1 protein-coding gene (running past one end of the window) is annotated in these 24,321 nt (G+C 70.5%); it reads left to right on the plus strand.

Annotated features, from left to right (window positions below):
- Positions 1 to 24,321 carry the 5' portion of a non-ribosomal peptide synthase/polyketide synthase gene (locus ACIQNG_RS10450; RefSeq protein ID WP_401483849.1) on the plus strand. It continues 16,941 nt past the right edge of the window, so 24,321 of the gene's 41,262 nt are visible here — the first part of the coding sequence; its start codon is at positions 1 to 3; its stop codon lies beyond the right edge, outside the window.

Below are 24,321 nucleotides of genomic sequence, written 5' to 3' on the forward strand. Positions count from 1 at the left end.
ATGATCCCGTTGTCGTTCGCCCAACGCCGGCTCTGGTTCCTGTCCCAACTGGAAAACTCGGGCCTCGCCTACAACAACGTCATCACCCTGGCGCTGCGCGGACAGGTGAACACCCCGGCACTGGCCGCGGCCCTACGGGACCTGCTGGAACGCCATGAATCCCTGCGCACCGTGTTCCCCGCCGAGGCGGGCGAGCCGTATCAGCGCATTCTCGATCCGGCGGAACTCGACTGGGAACTGGCGGTACGGCCCACCGCGCCCGAAGAGGTGGCCGAAGCCGCGCTGACCGAGGCGCGCACCCCCTTCGACCTCTCCCGCGACATCCCCGTCCGCGCCGTCCTGCTCACCCACTCGCCCGACGAGCAGGTGCTGCTGCTGGTCCTGCACCACATCGCCACGGACGCCTCGTCGCACCGCCCGCTCGGCCGCGACCTGTCACGGGCGTACGCGGCCCGGCTGCGCGGCGAGGTACCCGACTGGGAGCCGCTGCCGGTGCAGTACGCGGACTACGCGCTGTGGCAGCGGGAACTGCTCGGCGAGGAATCCGACCCGACCAGCCGCGTGGCCGCCCAACTCGCCTACTGGAAAGAGACGTTGGCGGGCGCTCCGCAGGAACTGACCCTGCCCGTGGACCGGCCGCGCACGACCGTCGCGAACCGGACCGGGCACCGTGTGCCGGTACGGGTGTCCCCCGCCACCCACCAGCGCCTGGCGGACCTGGCCCGCGCCGAGGGCGTCACCCCGTTCATGGTGGTGCAGGCGGCCCTGGCCGTGACACTGTCCCGGCTCGGCGCCGGAACGGACGTCCCGATCGGGTCGGCGGTGGCGGGCCGGACCGACGAGGCCCTGGACGACCTGATCGGCTTCTTCGTCAACACCCTCGTGATGCGCACCGACCTCTCGGGCGATCCCCGCTTCCGGCAGGTACTGGCCCGGGTCCGGAAGACGGGACTGGGAGCCTTCGCCCACCAGGACGTGCCGTTCGAACGGCTGGTGGAGGAACTGACCGTCGAACGGTCCCTGAACCGGCACCCGCTGTTCCAGGTCATGCTGACCGTGCAGAACACGGCCCGGGCAACCCTGGACCTGCCCGGCGTCACCGCCCAGGCACTGCCCTCCGACCTGCCGGTGGCCCGCTTCGACCTCGAAGCGATGATCGAGGAACGGCACGACGACCACGGCCGCCCCGACGGCCTCATCGGCCACCTCATCGCCGACGACGCCCTCTTCGACGCAGCGACGACCGAGACGATCGCCCGGCGGTTCGAGCGGGTGCTGGACACCGTGGTCACCGACCCGGACCTGCGGCTGCACGCCGTGGACGTCCTGGACACCGACGAGCGGCACCGCGTACTGACCCGGTGGAACGACACGGCGAAACCCGTCGAGCCCCTCACCCTGCCCACGCTGTTCGAGACCCGTGTGCGCCAGGCACCGGACGCGGTGGCGCTCGTGTTCGAAGGCGAGGAGCTGACCTACCGCGACCTCGACGTACGGGCCGACCGGATCGCGCGCCACCTCGCCGCCCGCGGAGCCGGCCCGGGATCGACCGTCGCCGTCGTGCTGGAACGCGGCGTGGAACTGGTCGTGGCCCTGTGGGGCGTACTGAAGGCGGGAGCCGCGTATCTGCCGGTGGACCCCGGATACCCCGCCGAACGGGTGGCGCTGCTGCTGGAGGACGCCGCCCCGGTCGTGGTGCTGGACGACGCACCGACCGTGGCCCGCGTGGCGGCCGACGACACGCACGGCACCGACCCGCTGCCCACGATCCACCCGGACAGCGCGGCCTACGTGATCTACACCTCCGGCTCCACGGGACGCCCCAAGGGCGTGCTGGTGTCGCACCGCAGCATCGTGAACCGACTGGTGTGGATGGAGGACCACTACGGTCTCGGCGCCGGGGACCGGGTGCTCCACAAGACACCGATCGTCTTCGACGTGTCGATGTGGGAACTCCTCGGCCCCCTGGTGTGGGGCGCGACACTGGTCGTGGCACGGCCCGGCGGACACCGGGACCCCGACTACGTGGCCGACCTGATCCGCGCCCAGGACATCGACGTCGCCCACTTCGTGCCCTCGATGCTCGACGTGTTCCTCCAGGCCGACGTGGGCCCCCTGCCCGGACTGCGGCGCGTGGTGTGCAGCGGCGAGGCCCTCTCCCTCACCACCCAGACCCGCTTCTTCGCCGCCTTCCCCGCGGTGGAACTGCACAACCTGTACGGGCCGACCGAAGCCGCCGTCGAGGTCACCGCCTGGGCGTGCGACCCCGACCAGCACCACGGCTCCGTCCCCATCGGCGCACCCGTCGCCAACACCCGCGTCTACGTGCTCGACGAGCACCTGACACCCGTACCGCCCGGAGTGAGCGGCGAACTCTATCTGGCCGGCGTCCAACTGGCCCGCGGATACCTCGGCCGCCCGGCACTGACCGGTGAACGCTTCGTCGCCTGCCCCTACGGCACCGGCGGCCGACGGATGTACCGCACCGGCGACCTGGTCAAGTGGACGCCCGACGGACAGCTCGTCTACCTCGGCCGCGCGGACGACCAGGTCAAGGTCCGCGGCTTCCGCATCGAGCCCGGCGAGATCGAAGCCGTCCTGCTCGCCCACCCCGGCATCACCCGGGCCGCGGTCGTGGCCCGCGAGGACACACCGGGCGACCAGCGACTCGTCGCCTACGTCGTCCCGGACGGCGACCCCGACCCCGACGGATGGCGGGCCTTCGCCGCCGCACGACTGCCGCAGTACATGATCCCGGCCGCCTTCGTCCCCCTCGACCTCCTGCCGATCACCGTCAACGGCAAACTCGACCGCAAGGCACTGCCCGCACCCGAATACGGCACGACCGCGGGACGCGCGCCCGCCACCGTCCACGAAGAACGCCTCTGCGCCGCCTTCGCCGACGTCCTCGGCATGGAGTCGGTCGGCGTCGACGACAGCTTCTTCGCACTCGGCGGACACTCCCTGCTCGCGGTACGCCTCACCTCACGCATCCGTGACACCCTCGGCGTCGAGCTACCGCTCCGGCTGCTGTTCGAGGCCCCGACGGTCGCCGAACTCGCCGCCCGGCTGACCGCGGACGGCGCCGGACAAGCCCGACTCCCGCTCCGTACCGCACCCCGCCCCGAACACATCCCGCTGTCCTTCGCACAGCGACGCCTCTGGTTCCTCGCCCAGCTCGAAGGCTCCGGGGCCACCTACAACATCTCCGCCCCGATCCGCCTCGGCGCCGACACCGACGCCGGACTCCTCGCCCAGGCGTTCCGCGATGTGATCGCACGGCACGAATCACTGCGGACGGTGTTCCCCGCCGTCGACGGGGAGCCGTACCAGAACATCCTCGACCCGCACGACCTCGACTGGAATCTCGACGTCGTACCGGTCGCACCCGGCGCCCTGGCCGACGCCGCCGCCCACGCCATGCGCCACGTCTTCGACCTCGCCGCCGAACCGCCCCTGCGCGCCTGGCTGTTCGAAGCCGGCGCGGACGAACGGCTCCTCGTGGTGGTCCTCCACCACATCGCCTCCGACGGCTGGTCCATGGGACCGCTGGGCCGCGACCTGTCCACGGCGTACACGGCCCGCTCACGCGGCGAGGAACCCCCCTTCGCACCCCTGCCGGTGCAATACACCGACTACGCCCTCTGGCAGCGCGAACTCCTCGGCGACGCCTCCGACCCCGACAGCCTGCTGACCGCACAGATCGACCACTGGCGCCGCACCCTGGCCGGAGCACCCGAGGAACTGAACCTCCCCGTCGACCTGCCCAGGCCCGCGGAACCGAGCCACCGCGGACACCGCGTCCCGTTCCACATCCCCGCCGAGACCCACCGGCGGCTGCTCCGGCTCGCCCGCGCCGAGAACGCCACCCCGTCCATGACCCTCCAGGCCGCCCTCGCCGTCCTGCTGTCCCGGATCGGCGCCGGCACGGACATCACCCTCGGCATCCCCGTCGCCGGACGCTCCGACGCCGCCCTCGACCACCTCGTCGGATCGTTCGTCAACACCCTCGTGATCCGCACCGACCTGTCCCACAACCCGAACTTCCGGGACATCCTCGCGCAGGTCCAGGAAGCCGGCCTCCAGGCCCTCGCCCACCAGGACGTACCGTTCGAGCGGCTCGTGGAGGAACTGGTCGTCACCCGGTCGCTCGCCCGCCACCCCCTGTTCCAGACGATGCTCACCGTCCAGAACGTCGAGCACGCCGAACTCACCCTGCCCGGCGCCCACCCGGCCACCGGCACCACACCCGACCTGGACGCGGCGGCAGCACCCCCCTCGCGCTACGACCTGCACTTCACCATCGGCGAGACCTTCGACGACCAAGGACAACCGGCGGGACTGCGCGCCCAGGTGACCCTCGCCGCCGACCTGTTCCACGCCGAGACCGCCGCCCGGATGGCCACCTGGTTCCAGCGCGTGCTGGACACCGTCACCGAGACCGCGGACGTACGGCTCAACGCCGTCGAGGTCCTCGACCCCGCCGAACGCGACCGCGTGCTCCACCGGTGGAACGACACCACCGTCCCCGGCGAACCCCCCGCCGTCATCCACCTGTTCCGGGACCAGGTCACCGCCACCCCGGACGCCACCGCCCTCGTCGCCGACGGCGTCGAACTGACCTACCGCGCACTCGACGCCAGCGTCGGCCGCCTCGCCCACTCCCTGCGCACCCTGGGAGTCGGCGCCGAATCGGTCGTCGGCCTGTGCCTGCCCCGCGGCGCCGAGATGATCACAGCGATCCTCGCCGTGTGGCGGACCGGCGCCGCCTACCTGCCCATCGACCGCGACCTCCCGCCCGAGCGGATCGCGTTCATGCTCACCGACAGCGGCGCACGAACCCTCCTCACGGACCGCGACTCCGGCCGCACGATCACCGACCACGCACCGGACCTACCGGTCACGTGGATCGACGAGGCCCTCACCGAAACCGACCCCGCCGGACCCGCGCCCCTCGCACCGGCCACCGCGGTGGACCCCGGCTGCCTGGCCTACGTGATGTACACCTCCGGCTCGACCGGCACCCCCAAGGGAGTGATGGTCACCCACGGGGCCCTCGCCCACTACGTCTCCTCGGTGTCGCAACGGCTCGACTGGACCGGCCCGGGCGCCCGCTACGGCCTGCTCCAACCCCAGGTGACCGACCTCGGCAACACCGTCGTCTTCACCAGCCTCGCCACCGGCGGACAACTCCACATCCTCGACCCCGAGACCGTGACCGACCCGGCCGCCGTCACCGGCTACCTGCGCGAACACCGCATCGACCACGTCAAGGCCGTCCCCTCCCACCTTTCCGCCTTGTCCGCCGACACCGAGGCGAGCGCCGTACTGCCCGCCCGCTCCCTCGTCCTCGGCGGAGAGGCCGCCTCGGTCACCTGGCTGCACGACCTCGTCGCGGCGGCAGCCGGCCGACGCGTGTTCAACCACTACGGACCCACCGAGACCACCATCGGCGTCGCCACCGCCGAACTCACCCCGGCGACCCTCGCCACCGGAGTCGTACCGATCGGCAGACCCCTCGCCAACACCCGCCTGTACGTCCTCGACGACGCCCTCACCCCCGTCCCGACCGGCGTGACCGGCGAACTCTACGTCTCCGGCACCGGACTCGCCCGCGGCTACGCGGGCCGGCGCGCCCTCACCGCGGAACGGTTCGTCGCCGGCCCCTACGGCACCCGGGGCGAGCGCATGTACCGCACCGGGGACCTCGTGAAGTGGACCTCCGACGGCCAACTGGTGTTCGTCGGCCGCGCCGACACCCAGGTCAAGATCCGCGGCTACCGCGTCGAACCCGGAGAGGTCGAGACAGCCCTCCTGGAACACCCCGCCGTCTCCCGCGCCGCGGTCGTCGCCCGAGCCGACGGCGCCGACGGCGACGGCCGACTCGTCGCCTACGTCGTCCTCACCGGCACCGAACCCGCCGACGGCGAACTCCGCGACTTCCTGGCCCGGCGACTCCCCGCCCACATGGTGCCCACCACCGAAGTCGTCCTCCCCGCACTCCCGCTCACCCCGAACGGCAAACTCGACCGCAAGGCCCTGCCCGACCCCGACGACCCCGCGGACCGCACCACGGGCCGCGCCCCGGCCGACCCCACCGAGACCGCCCTGTGCGAGATCTTCGCTCAGGTCCTCGGCCGGGACACGACCGGCGTCGACGACAGCTTCTTCGACCTGGGCGGGCACTCCCTGCTCGCGATCCGCCTGCTGTCCCGCATCCGCTCCCGGCTCGGCGTGGAGGTCCGCATCAGGACCCTCTTCGAAACGCCCACCCCGGCCGGACTCGCGGCCCACCTCACCGGCCCCGGCCGAGAGCGGACCGGACAAGCAGCACCGGACGAGACACGAGGAGGAGCCCGGGAAGGAACCCGAGGCGAGACCGCAGAGAGCCCCGGGGAAGAGATCCAGGGCGAGACCGGAGACAGGCCCGGCGAAGAGATCCGAGGCGAGACCGGAGACAGGCCCGGGGAAGAGATCCGAGGCGAGACCGCAGAGAGGCCCGGGGAAGAGACCCGTCCCGCGCTGCGCGCCACGGCCCGCCCCGCGCTCCCGCCCCTCTCGTTCGCGCAACAACGCCTCTGGTTCCTCAGCCAGATGGAAGGGCCGAGCCCGACCTACAACATGCCCGTCGCCCTACGACTGACCGGCGCACTGGACACCACCGCCCTGAACGCGGCACTGCGTGACGTCCTCGCCCGCCACGAACCCCTGCGCACCGTCTACCGCTCCGTCGACGGCCGCCCCTACCAGCACATCCTCGACGCGACCACCCTCGACTGGAACCTGACCGTGTCCCGGGTGGCCCCCGAGGCACTGCCGGCGGCCGTGGCACACGCCACCCGCCACGCGTTCGACCTGTCGGCCGAGGTACCGGTCCGCGCCTGGCTGTTCGAACTGGGCGCCGACGACCATGCCCTGATCCTCGTCCTCCACCACATCGCCAACGACGGCTGGTCCCACGCCCCCCTCGGCCGCGACCTGTCCACGGCCTACGCGGCACGGGCACGCGGCGAGCGACCCGTGTTCGCGCCGCTGCCCGTGCAGTACGCCGACTACGCCCTCTGGCAGCGTGCGCTGCTCGGCGACGAGACCGACCCGCGGAGCCTGCTCTCCTCCCAGGTGGAGTACTGGCGCCGGACCCTCGCCGGCGCCCCCGAAGAGCTGACACTGCCCGCCGACCGCTCCCGCCCGGCCGTCCCGAGCCACGACGGACACCTGGTGCCCCTGCGGGTACCGGCCGGGACACACCAGCGTGTCGCGGAGTTGGCCCGGGCCGAGGGCGCCACGCCCTTCATGGTCGTACAGGCGGCACTGGCCGTGACCCTCTCCCGCCTCGGGGCGGGGGAGGACATCCCGGTCGGCACGGCGGTGGCGGGCCGTACGGACGAGGCGCTGGACAACCTGGTCGGCTTCTTCGTCAACACGCTGGTGATCCGGACGGACCTGTCCGGGGACCCGGAGTTCCGCGAGGTACTGGGCCGGGTACGCGAGGCGAGCCTCGGCGCGTTCACCCACCAGGACGTACCGTTCGAACGCCTGGTGGAGGAACTGGCGCCCGCACGCTCCCTGGTCAGGCACCCCCTGTTCCAGGTGATGCTGACCCTGCGCAACCAGGAACCGGGCATCCTCGAACTGCAAGGGATCCGGACCGGACCGCTCGACGGCCCCACGCACGCCGCCGCCCGCTTCGACCTGGACATCCACCTGCGGGAGACCTTCGACGCCGACGGCCGCCCGGCCGGCCTGCACGGCACCGTGAACGCGGCGTCCGACCTCTTCGACACCCCCACGGCCGACCGCTTCGCCGACTGGCTCACACGGGTGCTGGAGACGGTCACCGCCGCCCCGGACGCGCCGCTGTCCAGCGTGGACATGCTCGACGCCGACGAGCGACACCGCGTCCTGCACACCTGGAACGCCACCACGACCACCACCCCGGCCCCCACCGTCATCGACCGGTTCGAGCGGCACGCGATCGCCCACCCGGACGCCGTGGCCCTGCTCGCCGACGGCACCGAGACCTCGTACGGCGCACTGGACGCGGCGGCCAACCGCCTCGCACACCACCTGCGCGCACTGGGCGCGGGCCCGGAGTCCGTCGTGGCCCTGTCCCTGCCGCGCGGCACACAGATGGTGACCGCCACGCTGGCCGTGTGGAAGGCCGGCGCGGCCTATCTCCCCGTCGACCCCGAGCAGCCGACGGAACGCACGGCGTTCCTGCTCACCGACAGCGGCGCCCGCCTGCTCATCGGCACCCGGCAGACCCCGCCGGAACTGCCCGCGCGGACCGTCGCCCTCGACACCCCCGAGACCACCCGCCTCCTGGACGGCTACCCCGCCACCTCACCCGGGACCGGCACAGACCCGGCCGGCCTGGCGTATGTGATCTACACCTCCGGCTCGACCGGCCTGCCGAAGGGCGTCGGCATCACCCAGGGATCACTCGCCAACTACGTCACATCGGTGTCGACACGCCTGGGATGGACCGACCCGGCCGCCCGGTACGCGCTGCTTCAGGCACAGGTCACCGACCTCGGCAACACGGTGGTGTTCGCCGGCCTCGCCACAGGCGGCCGGGTCCACGTGCTGGACGCGGACACGGTGACCGACCCGGCGGCGGTGGCCCGCTCCCTCGCCGAGCAGTCGATCGACGCGTTCAAAGTCGTACCGTCGCACCTGGCCGCACTCACCGCGGCCGTCGGATACGAACCCCTGCTGCCCGCGGCCTCTCTGGTGCTGGGCGGCGAGGCCGCCGCCACCGGCTGGGTACGAGAACTGGTCACCGCGGCGACCGCCGCGGGCCGCCGGGTCCACAACCACTACGGGCCGACGGAGACGACCGTAGGCGTCGCGACCGCGGAACTCACGCCCGCAGCGGTCACCGACGGCATGGTCCCCATCGGCACCCCCCTCGCCAACACCCGGATGTACGCACTGGACCCGGCGCTTCACCCCGTACCCGTCGGAGTCACGGGCGAGCTGTACGTGGCGGGCGCAGGCGTGGCGCGCGGCTACATCGGGCGCCCCGGACTCACTGGCGAACGGTTCGTGGCGAGCCCCTTCGACCCCGGCCGACGGATGTACCGCACCGGCGACCTCGTGAAGTGGACCGCCGACGGCCAACTGGTGTACCTGGGCCGCGCGGACGACCAGGTCAAGATCCGTGGCTTCCGCATCGAACCCGGCGAGATCCAGACAGCGCTGCTGACCCACCCCGACCTCGCACAGACCGCCGTCGTCGTGCGCGAGGACACCCCGGGAGACAAGCGCCTGGTCGCCTACGTGGTACCCGCGGCCCCGGACACGCACCTCGACACGGACGCCCTACGCCACCACCTGCGCGGCCGGCTCCCCGACCACATGATCCCGGCCGCCGTGACGGTCCTGCCCGAACTGCCACTCACAGCCAACGGCAAGCTGGACCGCAAAGCCCTCCCCGCCCCGGAGTACGCCGCCGGAGAGGGACGCGGCCCCGCCAGCGTGCAGGAGGAGATCCTCTGCGCCGCCTTCGCGGAAGTACTGGGCCTGGACGCGGTCGGTGTGGAGGACGACTTCTTCCGGCTCGGCGGACACTCACTGCTGGCGGTGTCGTTGGTCGAGCGGCTGCGCGGCCGTGGTGTGTCCGTATCGGTGCGCGCGCTGTTCGAGACGCCCACCCCGGCCGGACTGGCGCGAGCCGCGGCCGTCGGATCGGTGGACGTACCGGACAACCTCATCCCGGCGGACGCCGAACACCTCACCCCCGAAATGCTCCCGCTGGTCGAACTGGACCAGGCTGAGATCGACCGGGTGGTCGCGACCGTGGAAGGCGGCGCGGCGAACATCGCGGACATGTACCCGCTGGCGCCGCTGCAGGAAGGCATGCTCTTCCACCACCTGATGGCGGACGCGGGCACGGACGTGTACCTCACCGTCCGGGTGGTGGAGTTCGAGTCCCGGCCCCGCCTGGACGAGTTCGCGCAGGCGATGCGGCGGGTGGTGGACCGGCACGACATCTACCGGACCGCCGTCGTGTGGGAGGGACTCCGGGAGCCCGTCCAGGTGGTGTGGCGGCACGTCGAACTGCCGGTCGTCGAACACGTCCTCGACGTGGCGTCCACCGAGCCCGCACAGTGGGTGGACGCCCTCGTCGCCGCCGGCGGCTCCGTGATGAACCTCGGGCGCGCGCCACTCATGGATCTGCACGTCACGAAGACGGGCGACGGCAAGTGCCTGGGCCTCCTGCGGATGCACCACATGCTCCAGGACCACCTGGGCACACACATGCTGCTCCGGGAACTGCGCGCGGTGCTCCGCGGACAGACCGACCAACTGGCACCGGCACTGCCGTTCCGGAACTTCGTCGCGCAGACACGAGGTGTCTCCCGCCCGGATCAAGAGAACTTCTTCGCCGCGCTGCTGGGCGACGTGACCGAACCGACCGCGCCCTTCGGCGTGCTCGACGTACGCGGCGACGGCAGCGGAGTGGTCCGAAAAGTCGTCCCCCTGCCGCCCGAGGTGGCGATCAGACTGCGGGAGACGGCACGAGAGCTGGGCGTCGGCGCGGCGACGGTGCTGCACGTGGTGTGGGCCCGCGTCCTGGCCGTACTCGCCGGCCGGGACGACGTGGTCTTCGGCACCCTGCTCTTCGGGCGGATGAACGCCGGTGTCGGCGCCGACCGCGCGCTCGGCCCGTTCATCAACACCCTGCCCGTCCGGGTACGCACCGGCGGAGTCGGCGTCCGGGCCGCCGTGCAGGCCATGCGGGAGCAGTTGGCCGCGCTGCTGGAACACGAGCACGCGCCCCTGGCGGTCGCACAGCAGGCCAGCGGGATCGCGGGGAACACCCCCCTGTTCACCTCCCTCTTCAACTACCGCTACGCCGACCGGGGACTGGGCGGCGAGGCGGCGGCCGAACCGCAGTCCATGGACGGCGTCCGCAGCGTCCTCGTCCGCCAGCGGACCAACTATCCGCTGTCCGTCGCCGTGAACGACCTGGGACCGGACAGCTTCAGCTTCACCGTGGAGGCGGTTGCCCCGATCGACGCCACGGTGGTCGGAAGGCTCCTCGCGACGACGACACACAGTGTCCTGGAAGCACTGGACGCCGAATCCGATGTGGCCCTCGGCGGCGTCCCGGTCCTGGACTCACGTGAGCGGGACCGCTTGGTGGTCGACTGGAACGACACAGCGACGGTGGTGCCGGCGGCCTCGGTGGTGGAGCTGTTCGAGGGGTGGGTGGCTGAGGCTCCGGGTGCGGTGGCGGTGGTGAGTGAGGGTGCTGAGTTGTCGTACGGGGAGTTGGATGCGGCGGCGAATCGGCTGGCGCATTATCTGCGGGGGCAGGGTGTTGGGCCGGAGTCGGTTGTCGGTTTGAGGCTTCCGCGTGGTCCGCAGATGGTGACCGGGATTTTGGGTGTGTGGAAGGCGGGGGCTGCGTATCTGCCGATCGACACCGCGTTGCCGGGTGAGCGGGTGGAGTTCATGCTCGCGGATGCGGGTGTGGGTGTGGTGGTGGGTCCGGAGGAGTTGGACCAGCCGGGTGAGTCTTCCTCTGCGCCGGGTGTTGCGGGTGATCTGGCGTATGTGATCTATACGTCGGGTTCGACGGGCACGCCGAAGGGTGTGGCGGTCTCGCAGGGTTCGTTGGCGAATCTGGTGTCGGTGTTCGGGCCGGTGATGGGTGCGGGTCCGGGTGTGGGTGTGTTGCAGTTCGCGTCGTTCAGCTTCGACGCGTCGGTGCTGGATGTGGCGGTGGCGTTGTCGTCGGGTTCTGCGCTGTGGATTGCGAGTGAGGGGCAGCGGGAGGAGCCTCGTCGGCTGGCGGAGCTGGCGGGTGTCCGGGCTGCCAGTGTGGTGCCGTCGCTCCTCGGGGTTCTGGAGCCTGGGGATCTGGGGCATGTGGGGCCGATGGTGGTGGGTTCTGAGGCGGTCAGTGAGGCGGTGGCGCGGGATTGGTCTGTGGGTCGGCGGTTGGTGCATGCGTATGGGCCGACGGAGAGCACGGTGATCTCGGCGATCGGGGAGGTGGATGGTGGTCGTTCGGGTCCTGTGCCGTTCGGTCGGCCGATCGCCAATACTCGGGTGTATGTGCTGGATGAGGCGCTTGAGCCGGTGCCGGTGGGTGTGACGGGTGAGTTGTATGTGGCCGGGGCTGGGCTGGCGCGCGGGTATGTGAATCGTCCGGGGTTGACGGGTGAGCGGTTTGTGGCGTCTCCGTTTGATGCGGGGCGGCGGATGTATCGGACGGGTGACCTGGCGCGGTGGACGGCTGATGGGCAGTTGGTGTTCGCGGGGCGGGCGGATCAGCAGGTCAAGGTGCGCGGGTTCCGGGTGGAGCCGGGTGAGATCGAGACGGTGCTGTTGACGCATGCGGATGTCGCTCAGGTGGCTGTGGTGGCTCGTGAGGACGCGTTGGTGGCGTATGTCGTGCCGTCGGTCCAGGATGTGGAGGGGTTGCGGGAGCTGGTGGCGTCCCGGTTGCCGGAGTACATGGTGCCGGCTGCCTTCGTGACGCTGGACGAGCTGCCACTGACGGTGAACGGGAAGCTGGACCGCCGGGCGCTTCCGGAGCCGGAGTACAGCACGGGTGCGGGCAGGGCCCCGGTCACTGTGCAAGAGGAGATCGTCTGCGCCGCCTTCGCTGAGGTGCTGGACCTGGAGTCGGTCGGGGTCGAGGACAACTTCTTCCGGCTCGGTGGGCATTCGCTCCTCGCGGTGTCGTTGGTGGAGCGGTTGCGGGGTAGGGGTGTGTCGGTGTCGGTGCGGGCGTTGTTCGAGGCGCCGACTCCGGCGGGGCTGGCGCGGGCGGCTGCGGTCGGGTCGGTGGAGGTGCCGGAGAATCTGATTCCGGCGGACGCTGAGCAGATCACCCCGGAGATGCTGCCGCTGGTGGAGCTGGAGCAGGCCGAGATCGATCGGGTGGTGGCCTCGGTCGAGGGCGGTGCGGCGAACGTCGCCGACGTGTACCCGCTCGCGCCCTTGCAGGAGGGCATGCTCTTCCACCACCTCATGGCGGACGACGGTGCGGACGTCTACGTCACCGCGCGGGTCATGGAGTTCGACTCACGCGCCCGGTTGGACGAGTTCACGCAGGCGCTTCAGCAGGTGGCGGACCGGCACGACATCTACCGGACCGGTGTGGTGTGGGAGGGCCTGCGGGAGCCGGTTCAGGTGGTGTGGCGGCACGCTGAGCTGCCGATCACCGAGCACACATTCGACGTCGATCACTGCGACTCCGCAGCCGTGTCTGACGCCCTGCTGAACGCGGCGGGGCTGGCCATGGAGCTGGGCCGTGCCCCGCTGATGGACCTGCACCTCACCCCACTGCCGCAAGGCCGATGGCTGGCCCTGGTACGGATGCACCACATGCTCCAGGACCACCTGGGCAAGGATGTGCTGCTGCGCGAGCTGCGAGCGGTACTCACCGGCGAGACGGAGTATCTGGCACCGGCACTGCCGTTCCGGAACTTCGTGGCGCAGACACGGCGGGTACCGCGTGCCGAGCACGAGCGGTTCTTCGCCGAGCTGCTGGGCGATGTGACCGAGCCGACGGCCCCGTACGGGCTGCTCGATGTGCGTCGTGACGGCAGTGGTGTGACAACCGGGACGTTCCCCCTGCCCGAGGAAGCTGCTGACCGGCTCCAAGGGATGGCCCGGCAGCTCGGTGTCAGTCCGGCGACGGTGCTCCATGTGGTGTGGGCCCGGGTGGTGGCGGCGCTCTCCGGGCGGAACGACGTGGTGTTCGGAACCGTGCTGTTCGGGCGGATGAACGCCGGTGTCGGCGCTGACCGGGTGCTGGGCCCGTTCATCAACACCCTGCCCGTGCGGGTGGAGACCGGCGGAGTCGGTGTGCGGGCCGCGGTGAACGGGATGCGGGACCAGCTCGCGGCGCTGCTGGAGCACGAGCACGCACCCCTGGCCGTCGCACAGCAGGCCAGCGGAGTCCTCGGAAACACCCCTCTCTTCACTTCGCTCTTCAACTACTGGCATCACGGCAGCCGCAATGGCACGGACAGTGGCCGGCCGCAGGTCCTGGAGGGCGTCCAGACGGTCTCCGCACGGGACCGGACGAACTATCCGCTCACGGTGGCCGTCAGTGACCTCGGGGCGGACGGCGTCACCTTCAATGTGGAAGCCGCCGCTCCGATCGATGTGACCGAGGTCGGGCGGCTGCTCCAGACCGCGACGGAGAACGTCCTCAGCGTGATCGCCGACACGCTGGCCGGCGGTCCGGATACAGCCCTCGACCGGGTACCCGTCCTCGATCCGAGTGAGCGGTCCCGGGTGCTGGTCGAGTGGAACGACACCGAGTCCCAGACGGCCGGAGTGTCGGTGCCGGAGCTGTTCGAGCACTGGGTGGCCGCCGACCCGGGTGCGGTGGCGGTGGTGAGTGAGGGTGCTGAGCTGTCGTACGGGGAGTTGGATGCGGCGGCGAATCGGCTGGCGCATTATCTGCGGGGTCGGGGGGTGGGGCCGGAGTCGGTGGTGGGGTTGAGGTTGCCGCGTGGCGCCGGGATGGTGACCGGGATTCTGGGTGTGTGGAAGGCGGGGGCTGCGTATCTGCCGATCGACACCGGGCTGCCGGGTGAGCGGGTTGAGTTCATGCTCGCGGATGCGGGTGTGGGTGTGGTGGTGGGTCCGGAGGAGCTGGACCAGCCCGGTGAGTCTGCTTCTGCGCCCGGGGTCTCTGGGGACTTGGCGTATGTGATCTATACGTCGGGTTCGACGGGGACGCCGAAGGGTGTGGCGGTCTCGCACGGTTCGTTGGCGAATCTGGTGTCGGTGTTCGGGCCGGTGATGGGTGCGGGTCCGGGTGTGGGTGTGTTGCAGTTCGCGTCGTTCAGTTTCGATGCGTCGGTGCTGGATGTGGCGGTGGCGTTGTCGTCGGGTTCCTCGTTGTGGATCGCGAGTGAGGGGCAGCGGGAGGAGCCTCGTCGGCTGGCGGAGCTGGCGGGTGTCCGGGCCGCCAGTGTGGTGCCGTCACTGTTGGGTGTGCTGGAGCCGGAGGATCTGGCTCAGGTGGGGACGCTGCTGGTGGGTGCCGAGGCGATCAGTGAGGCGGTGGCGCGGGACTGGTCGGTGGGCCGTCGGTTGGTGAACACGTATGGGCCGACCGAGGCGACGGTGATGGTGGCAGCCGAGGTGGTGGATGGGGGCCGTCCGGGTCCGGTGCCGTTCGGCCGCCCGATCGCCAACACCCGGTTGTATGTGCTGGACGATGCGCTTGAGCCCGTTCCCACCGGGGTCGCCGGGGAACTCTATGTGGCCGGGGCTGGGCTGGCGCGCGGGTATGTGAATCGTCCGGCGTTGACGGGTGAGCGGTTTGTGGCGTCTCCGTTCGATGCTGGGCGGCGGATGTATCGGACGGGTGACCTGGCGCGGTGGACTGCGGACGGGCAGTTGGTGTTCGCGGGGCGGGCGGACGATCAGGTCAAGGTGCGCGGGTTCCGGGTGGAGCCGGGTGAGATCGAGACCGTGCTCCTGACCCGTCCCGAGGTGACGCAGGCTGCTGTGGTGGCCCGTGAGGACGCCTTGGTGGCGTATGTCGTGCCGTCGGTCCAGGACGTGGAGGGGCTGCGGGAGCTGGTGGCGGCACGGCTGCCGGACTACATGGTGCCGGCGGCGTTCGTGGCCCTGGACGAGCTGCCGCTGACCGCGAACGGGAAGCTGGACCGCCGGGCGCTTCCGGCGCCGGAGCGCACCGGTGGGAGCGGGCGGGGCCCGGTCACCCTGCGGGAAGAGATCCTCTGCGCGGTCTTCGCGGAGGTGCTGGGCCTGGAGTCGGTCGGTGCGGAGGACGACTTCTTCCGGCTCGGTGGGCATTCGCTGCTGGCGGTGTCATTGGTGGAGCGGTTGCGGGGCCGTGGTGTGTCCGTGTCCGTCCGGGCGCTGTTCGAGTCGCCGACTCCGGCGGGGCTGGCGCGGGCGGCTGCGGTCGGGTCGGTGGAGGTACCGGAGAATCTGATTCCGGCGGACGCTGAGCACATCACCCCGGAGATGCTGCCGCTGGTGGAGCTGGAGCAGGCTGAGATCGATCGGGTGGTGGCCTCGGTCGACGGCGGTGCGCCGAACGTCGCCGATATCTACCCGCTTGCGCCCTTGCAGGAGGGCATGCTCTTCCACCACCTCATGGCGAGTGGTGGCGAGGACGTCTACCTCACCGTGCGCGTGGTCGAGTTCGACACCCGTGACCGGCTGGACGCATTCCTGCGGGCCCTCCAGCACGTGGTGGACCGGCACGATGTCTACCGCACCGGCGTGATCTGGGAAGGGCTGCCGGAGCCGGTCCAGGTGGTATGGCGGCACGCGGAACTACCCGTCATCGAGCACACCGTCGATGACACCCACCCGAACCCGACCCAGGCACTGCTCGCCCTCGCCGGTTCTGTGATGGAACTGCGCCGCGCCCCGCTGCTGGACGTGCACGTGACCGAGGCGGCCGACGGCCGATGGCTCGGCGCCGTGCGGATGCATCACATGGTCCAGGACCACACGGGTATGGACATGCTGCTGCGCGAGTTGCGGGCGGTGCTGACCGGACGGGCCGACCGCATGAGGCCCGCGCTGCCGTTCCGCAACTTCGTTGCGCAGACCCGCGCCGTCCCCAGGGCCGAGCACGAGCGGTTCTTCGCCGGGCTGCTGGGCGATGTGACCGAGTCGACCGCGCCGTACGGACTGCTCGATGTTCAGGGCGACGGCAGCGACGTCGTGACGCGGGAGGTACGGCTCCCCGATCAGGTCACGGCGGAGCTGCGACGGGTCACCCGGGAACTGGGGGTCAGCCCGGCGACGGTGTCGCATGTGGTGTGGGCCCGGGTGCTCAGTACCCTGGCCGGCCGGGACGACGTGGTGTTCGGGACCGTGCTCTTCGGGCGGTTGAACGCCGGTGAAGGCGCCGACCGGGTCCTGGGTCCGTTCATCAACACCCTGCCCGTGCGGGTACGGACCGGCGGAGTCGGCGTGCGGGCCGCGGTGGAAGGCATGCGCGCCCAGTTGGCGGCACTGCTGGAACACGAACACGCCCCCCTGGCCCTGGCTCAGCAGGCCAGCGGTATCGCCGGCAACGCACCCCTGTTCACCACGCTGCTGAACTACCGCCACGACGACTACGGCCCCGACTCCGCCGAGACGCACTCCGTCGAAGGCGTGCAGAGTGTCTTCGCCCGTGACAAGACCAACTACCCGCTGGCCGCCGCCGTCAACGACCACGGCCCCGCCGGGATGAGCGTCACCGTCCTCGCCATCGACCCCATCGACCCGGGGACCGTCGCCCACCTGATCTGCACGGCGATGGAGAACGTACTCGGCGCACTCGCCGAAACCCTGCGCGGCGGCCCCGACGTACCGCTGCACACCGTGGACCTGCTCGACCCGGCCGAACGCCGACGCGTACTCGTGGACTGGAACGACACCGCCACGACCGCGCCGGACTCCACCATCGTCGACGCGTTCGAGCGCCAGGTGGCGGCCACTCCGCAGGCCACCGCGCTGATCAGCGATCAGACCGTGCTGACCTATCGGGAACTGGACGCCGAGGCCAACCGCCTCGCGCACTACCTGCGCGGACTCGGCGTAGGCCCCGAGTCGGTGGTCGGGATCTGCCTGCCCCGCGGAACGCGGCTGATCACCGCGATTCTGGGCGTCCTCAAGGCCGGAGCGGCCTACCTGCCGGTCGATGTGCAGTACCCGGCCGAACGGATCGCGTTCCTGCTCGCCGACAGCCGCACCCCCGTCGTGCTCGGCACCGAAGACGTCCTTGACGAGCTGCCCCTGCGCGGCGGCGTGCTGCCGGTCGCCCTCGATGACGCGTACGTCGAGGCACAGCTGGCCGGCTGCCAGGACACCCCGCCCCGGACGTCGATCCAGCCGGCCGCCCTGGCGTACGTCATCTACACGTCGGGGTCGACCGGCACCCCGAAGGGCGTCGCGGTCGATCACCGCGGCGCGGTGAACCTGGCCGGCGCACAGATCGAGCGGTTCGCGGTGGAACCCGACGCGCGCGTCCTCCAGTTCGCCTCGATCGGATTCGACGCCGCCACCTCCGAAGTACTGATGGCCCTGTGCTCCGGTGCCGCACTCGTCGTGGCCCCGGCCGACGAACTGACCCCGGGCGGCGGCCTGGCCGAACTCCTCACCCGTCACTCGATCACGCACGTGACGCTCCCCCCGGCCGTACTCGCCGTCCTGGAGACCGATGACCTGGCCTCCGTACGGACCCTGGTGTCGGCAGGCGAGGCACTGGACACGGCCCTCCTACGGCGCTGGGCACCTGACCGCCGCCTGATCAACGCGTACGGCCCGACCGAGGCCACCGTCTGCGCGTCGATGTCCCAGCCGCTCACACCCGACGCCGAGCCGACGATCGGCACACCCATCGACAACGCCCGCCTCTACATCCTGGACGACACCCTCGAGCCCGTACCGTCAGGCGTGACGGGTGAGCTGTATGTGACGGGTACCGGCGTGGCACGCGGCTATGTGGGGCGTCCAGGGCTGACGGGCGAACGGTTCGTGGCGAGCCCCTTCGGTACCGCCGCCACCAGCGCCGGCGAGCGGATGTACCGGACCGGAGACCTGGCACGGTGGACGGCGGACGGACAACTGCTGTTCGTCGGGCGCGCGGACGAGCAGGTGAAGATCAGGGGCTTCCGCATCGAGCCCGGCGAGATCGAGGCCGCTCTGACCGCGCACCCCGAAGTGGCACAGGCCGCCGTGGTCGCACGGGAGGACACACCCGGAGACCGCCGACTGGTGGCCTACCTCGTCCCCTCCGACACACAGACCGACACCGAGACCCCGATCGACCTCGACGGCCTCCGGGAATCCCTGGCACAGCGGCTGCCGGAACACATGGTTCCCGCCGCCATGACACAACTGCCGTCGCTGCCGGTGACGGTGAACGGCAAGCTGGACCGCAAGGCGCTCCCGGCCCCCGAGTACGCGGGAACCTCAGGCGCCGGCCGGGGGCCGTCCACGGCACAGGAAGAGATTCTGTGCGGCCTGTTCGCCCAGGTTCTCGGAGTGGGCTCGGTCGGCGTCGACGACAGCTTCTTCGACCTGGGCGGCCACTCGCTGCTGGCCGTCCGGCTGGTGTCCGGGATCCGTGCCGCGCTCGGCGTGGAGATCGAGGTCCGGACCCTGTTCGAAGTCCCCACCGTGGCCTCCCTGGCCGCCCGGCTGGCCCGAGAGGGAGGCGGCGGCCGGGCCCGCGCCGCGCTGACGGCCGTCGAACGCCCGGAGCGGCTGCCGCTGTCGTTCGCGCAGCGGCGACTGTGGTTCCTGGCCCAACTGGACGGAGCCAGCTACAACATCCCCGCCGTCCTCGGACTGACCGGAGACCTGGACGTCCCCGCACTCGCCGAGGCACTGCGCGATGTGATCGCACGACATGAATCGCTGCGGACGGTCTTCGGCGTGCGGGACGGCGAGCCCTACCAGCGGATCATCGACCCGCAGAACGTCGACTGGGCGCTCCACGTCTCCCAGGTGGCACCCGGCGAACTCGCCCACGCCACCACGGCCGCCTCACGGTACGCGTTCGACCTCTCCACCGAACTGCCGATCCGCGCATGGCTCTTCGAGACGGACACGGAGACACGTGTCCTGGTCGTGGTGATGCACCACATCGCCGGAGACGGATGGTCACTGGGCCCGCTCGGCCGTGATCTCTCCGAGGCGTACGCGGCCCGGTCGCGCGGTGAGGCGCCGGAGTACACGCCGCTGCCGGTGCAGTACGCCGACTACGCCCTCTGGCAGCGGGAACTGCTCGGCGAGGAGTCCACCCCCGGGAGCCTGCTCTCCGCACAGGTGGAGTACTGGCGCCGCACCCTCGCCGACGCCCCGGAGGAACTCGTCCTGCCGGTGGACCACGCGCGCCCCGCGGTGCCGAGCCACCAGGGCCATGTCGTGCCGCTCCACGTACCCGCCGGAGTGCATGAACGGCTCGTGGAGCTGGCCCGCGCCGAAGGCGTGACCGCGTTCATGGTGCTACAGGCCGCACTCGCGGTGACCCTGTCCCGGCTCGGGGCCGGAACCGACATCCCCGTCGGATCGGCTGTGGCGGGCCGCACGGACGAGGCGCTGGACGATCTGGTCGGCTTCTTCGTCAACACCCTGGTGATCCGGACGGACCTGTCCGGGGATCCGGAGTTCCGTGAGGTACTGGGCCGGGTACGGGAGGCGAGCCTCAGCGCGCTGGCCCACCAGGACGTGCCCTTCGAACGCCTGGTGGAGGAACTGGCCCCGGAGCGGTCGCTGGGCCGGCACCCGCTGTTCCAGGTGACCCTCACCGTCCAGAACACCGATCGCGCGGTACTGGACCTGCCCCAGGTCACCACCGACGGCTCCCCACTCGACAGCCCCACCCATAGGGCGGCGCGATTCGACCTCGATGTCTCGCTCACCGAGACCTACGACGCCGAGGGCCGTCCCACCGGGCTGCGAGGCGCGCTGATCGCGTCGGCGGACCTGTTCGAAATGACCACCGCCGAGCGTCTGACGCAGTGGTTCGGCCGGGTGCTGGAAACGGCGACCACGACACCTGACATTCGCCTGCGCGCCGTGGATGTGCTGGACGCGGACGAACGTGGACTGGTTCTTGAGCGGTGGAACGACACGGCAGCGCTGGCGCCGGCGGCTTCGGTGGTGGAGCTGTTCGAGGGGTGGGTTACCTCGGCTCCGGGTGCGGTGGCGGTCGTCAGTGAAGGCACCGAGTTGTCGTACGGCGATCTGGACGCGGCGGCGAATCGGCTGGCGCACTATCTGCGGGGGCAGGGTGTTGGGCCGGAGTCGGTGGTGGGCCTGAGGTTGCCGCGTGGCGCCGGGATGGTGACCGGGATTCTGGGTGTGTGGAAGGCGGGGGCTGCGTATCTGCCGATCGACACCGGGCTGCCGGGTGACCGTATCGATTTCATGCTTGCGGATGCGGGTGTGGGTGTGGTGGTGGGCCCGGAGGAGCTGGACCAGCCCGGTGAGCCGTCTTCCGCGCCGGGTGTCGCCGGTGATCTGGCGTACGTCATCTACACCTCGGGTTCGACGGGGGTGCCGAAGGGTGTGGCGGTCTCGCACGGTTCGCTGGCGAATCTGGTGTCGGTGTTCGGGCCGGTGATGGGTGCGGGTCCGGACGTGGGTGTGTTGCAGTTCGCGTCGTTTAGTTTCGACGCGTCGGTGCTGGATGTGGCGGTGGCGTTGTCGTCGGGCTCTGCGCTGTGGATCGCGAGTGAAGAGCAGCGGGAGGAGCCTCGTCGGCTGGCTGAGCTGACAGGTGTCCGGGCTGCCAGTGTGGTGCCGTCGCTGCTCGGGGTTCTGGAGCCGGAGGATCTGGCTCAGGTGGAGACGCTGCTGGTGGGTGCCGAGGCGATCAGTGAGGCGGTGGCGCGGGACTGGTCGGTGGGCCGTCGGTTGGTGAACACGTACGGGCCGACCGAGGCGACGGTGATGGTGGCGGCTGAGGTGGTGGATGGGGGCCGTTCGGGTCCGGTGCCGTTCGGCCGGCCGATCGCCAACACTCGGCTGTATGTGCTGAATGACGGTCTTGCGCCGGTCCCGGTGGGTGTTCCGGGTGAGCTGTATGTGTCGGGTGCGGGGCTGGCCCGTGGGTACGTCAGTCGTCCGGGGTTGACGGGTGAGCGGTTCGTTGCGTCTCCGTTCGATGCCGGGCGGCGGATGTATCGGACGGGTGACCTGGCGCGGTGGACGGCTGATGGGCAGTTGGTGTTCGCGGGGCGGGCGGATCAGCAGGTCAAGGTGCGTGGGTTCCGGGTGGAGCCGGGTGAGATCGAGAGCGTCCTGCTGAGCCACGCGCAGGTGGATCAGGTCGCGGTGGTGGCGCGCGAGGACGCGTTGGTGGCGTATGTCGTGCCGTCGGTCCAGGACGTGGAGGGGCTGCGGGAGTTGGTGGCGGCACGGCTGCCCGAGTACATGGTGCCGGCCGCCTTCGTCACCTTGGATGAGCTGCCGCTGACGGTGAACGGGAAGCTGGACCGCAAGGCGCTGCCCGCGCCCGAGTACGCCAGTGGTACGGGCCGGGGGCCGGCGACGGTGCAGGAGGAGATCCTGTGCGCGGTGTTCGCTGATGTCCTGGGATTGGACACCGTCGGCGTGGAGGACAACTTCTTCCAACTCGGTGGGCATTCCCTGTTGGCGGTGTCGTTGGTGGAGCGGTTGCGGGGCCGTGGTGTGTCGGTGTCGGTGCGGGCGCTGTTCGAGGCGCCGACTCCGGCGGGGCTGGTGCGGGCGGCTGCGGCGGTCGGGTCGGTTGAGGTGCCGGAAAACCTGATCCCGGCCGGGGCCGAGCGGATCACGCCGGAGATGCTGCCGCTGGTGGAGCTGGAGCAGGCCGAAATCGACCGAGTGGTGGCCTCGGTCGAGGGCGGTGCGGCGAACGTCGCGGACGTGTACCCGCTCGCGCCCTTGCAGGAGGGCATGCTCTTCCACCACCTCATGGCCGGGGATGGAGCAGCGGACGTCTATGTCACCGCGCGGGTCATGGAGTTCGACTCACGTGCCCGGTTGGACGAGTTCGCGGGGGCGCTTCAGCAGGTGGTGGATCGCCATGACATCTACCGGACGGCCGTGGTGTGGGAAGGACTGCGGGAGCCGGTTCAGGTGGTGTGGCGACGGGCCGTGCTGCCGGTTGTCGAGCACGCACTCAGTCTCGATACGGCCGACCCCGCCCGCCTGGTGGATTCCGTCGGATCGGTGATGGATCTGGGGCGTGCGCCGTTGATGGATGTGCATGTGGCGGAGGTGGTGGGGGGTCGGTGGTTGGCTGCTGTGCGGATGCATCACATGTTGCAGGATCACTTGGGCATGGATGTGTTGTTGCGTGAGTTGCGGGTGGTGCTTTCGGGTCGGGTGGAGGAGTTGGCTCCGGCGTTGCCGTTCCGGAACTTCGTGGCGCAGACGCGGCGGGTCTCGCGTGCGGAGCATGAGCGGTTCTTCGCGGGGTTGCTGGGTGATGTGACCGAGCCGACCGCGCCCCTCGGAGTGCTGGACGTGCGCGGTGACGGGACGGATGTCGTCACCGAACTGGTTTCTCTCCCCAGCGACCTGGCGCTGCGCCTGCGGGAGTCGGCGCGGGCTCTGGAGGTCAGTCCGGCGACGGTGTTGCATGTGGTGTGGTCGCGGGTGCTGGCGGTGTTGTCCGGGCGTGAGGATGTGGTGTTCGGGACGGTGTTGTTCGGGCGAATGAATGCCGGTGCGGGTGCTGACCGGGTGCTGGGTCCGTTCATCAACACGCTGCCGGTGCGGGCACAGGCCGGTCAGGTGGGTGTGCGGACCGCGGTGGAGGGGATGCGGGACCAGTTGGCGGCGCTGCTGGAGCATGAGCACGCGCCCCTGGCGGTCGCGCAGCAGGCCAGCGGGGTCGCGGGCAACATCCCGCTCTTCACCGCCCTCTTCAACTATCGGCACGCAGATCAGGGCCCGAGCACGGAGAGCGAACAGCAGTCGATCGACGGCATCCGCAGGGTTCTTGTCCGGGAACGGACGAACTATCCGCTGACGGTGGCGGTGAACGACCTGGGGCCGGACACCCTCAGCTTCACCGTGGAGGCAGTGGCGCCGATTGACGCGGTGGTGGTCGGACGGCTGCTGGCGACGACGACGCGGAATCTGTTGGAGGCACTGGACGCCGCCGATGCTGAAGTGACCCTCGGTGGTGTGCCGGTCCTGGACTCGGGTGAGCGGGACAGGTTGTTGGTGGAGTGGAATGACACTGCGGCCGACGGGGTGTCGGAGGCGTCGGTGGTGGAGTTGTTCGAGGGGTGGGTTGCTGAGGCTCCGGGTGCGGTGGCGGTGGTGAGTGAGGGCGCTGAGCTGTCGTACGGGGAGTTGGACGCGGCGGCTAATCGCTTGGCGAACTATCTGCGGGGCCAGGGTGTGGGGCCGGAGTCGGTGGTGGGCTTGAGGCTTCCGCGTGGTCCGCAGATGGTGACGGGGATCTTGGGTGTGTGGAAGGCGGGGGCGGCGTATCTGCCGATCGACTCGGAACTGCCGTACGAGCGTGTCGAGTTCATGTTGGTGGATGCGGGTGTGGGTGTGGTGGTGGGTCCGGAGGAGTTGGACCAGCCCGGTGAGTCCTCTTCCGCGCCGAGTGTCGCCGGTGATCTGGCGTATGTGATCTATACGTCGGGTTCGACGGGGGTGCCGAAGGGTGTGGCGGTGTCGCATGGCTCGCTGGCGAATCTGGTGTCGGTGTTCGGGCCGGTGATGGGTGCGGGTCCGGGTGTGGGTGTGTTGCAGTTCGCGTCGTTCAGCTTCGACGCGTCCGTGCTGGATGTGGCGGTGGCGCTGTCGTCGGGTTCTGCGCTGTGGATCGCGAGTGAGGGGCAGCGGGAG

This window comes from Streptomyces sp. NPDC091377 (assembly GCF_044757045.1).
Classification (GTDB): Bacteria; Actinomycetota; Actinomycetes; order Streptomycetales; family Streptomycetaceae; genus Streptomyces.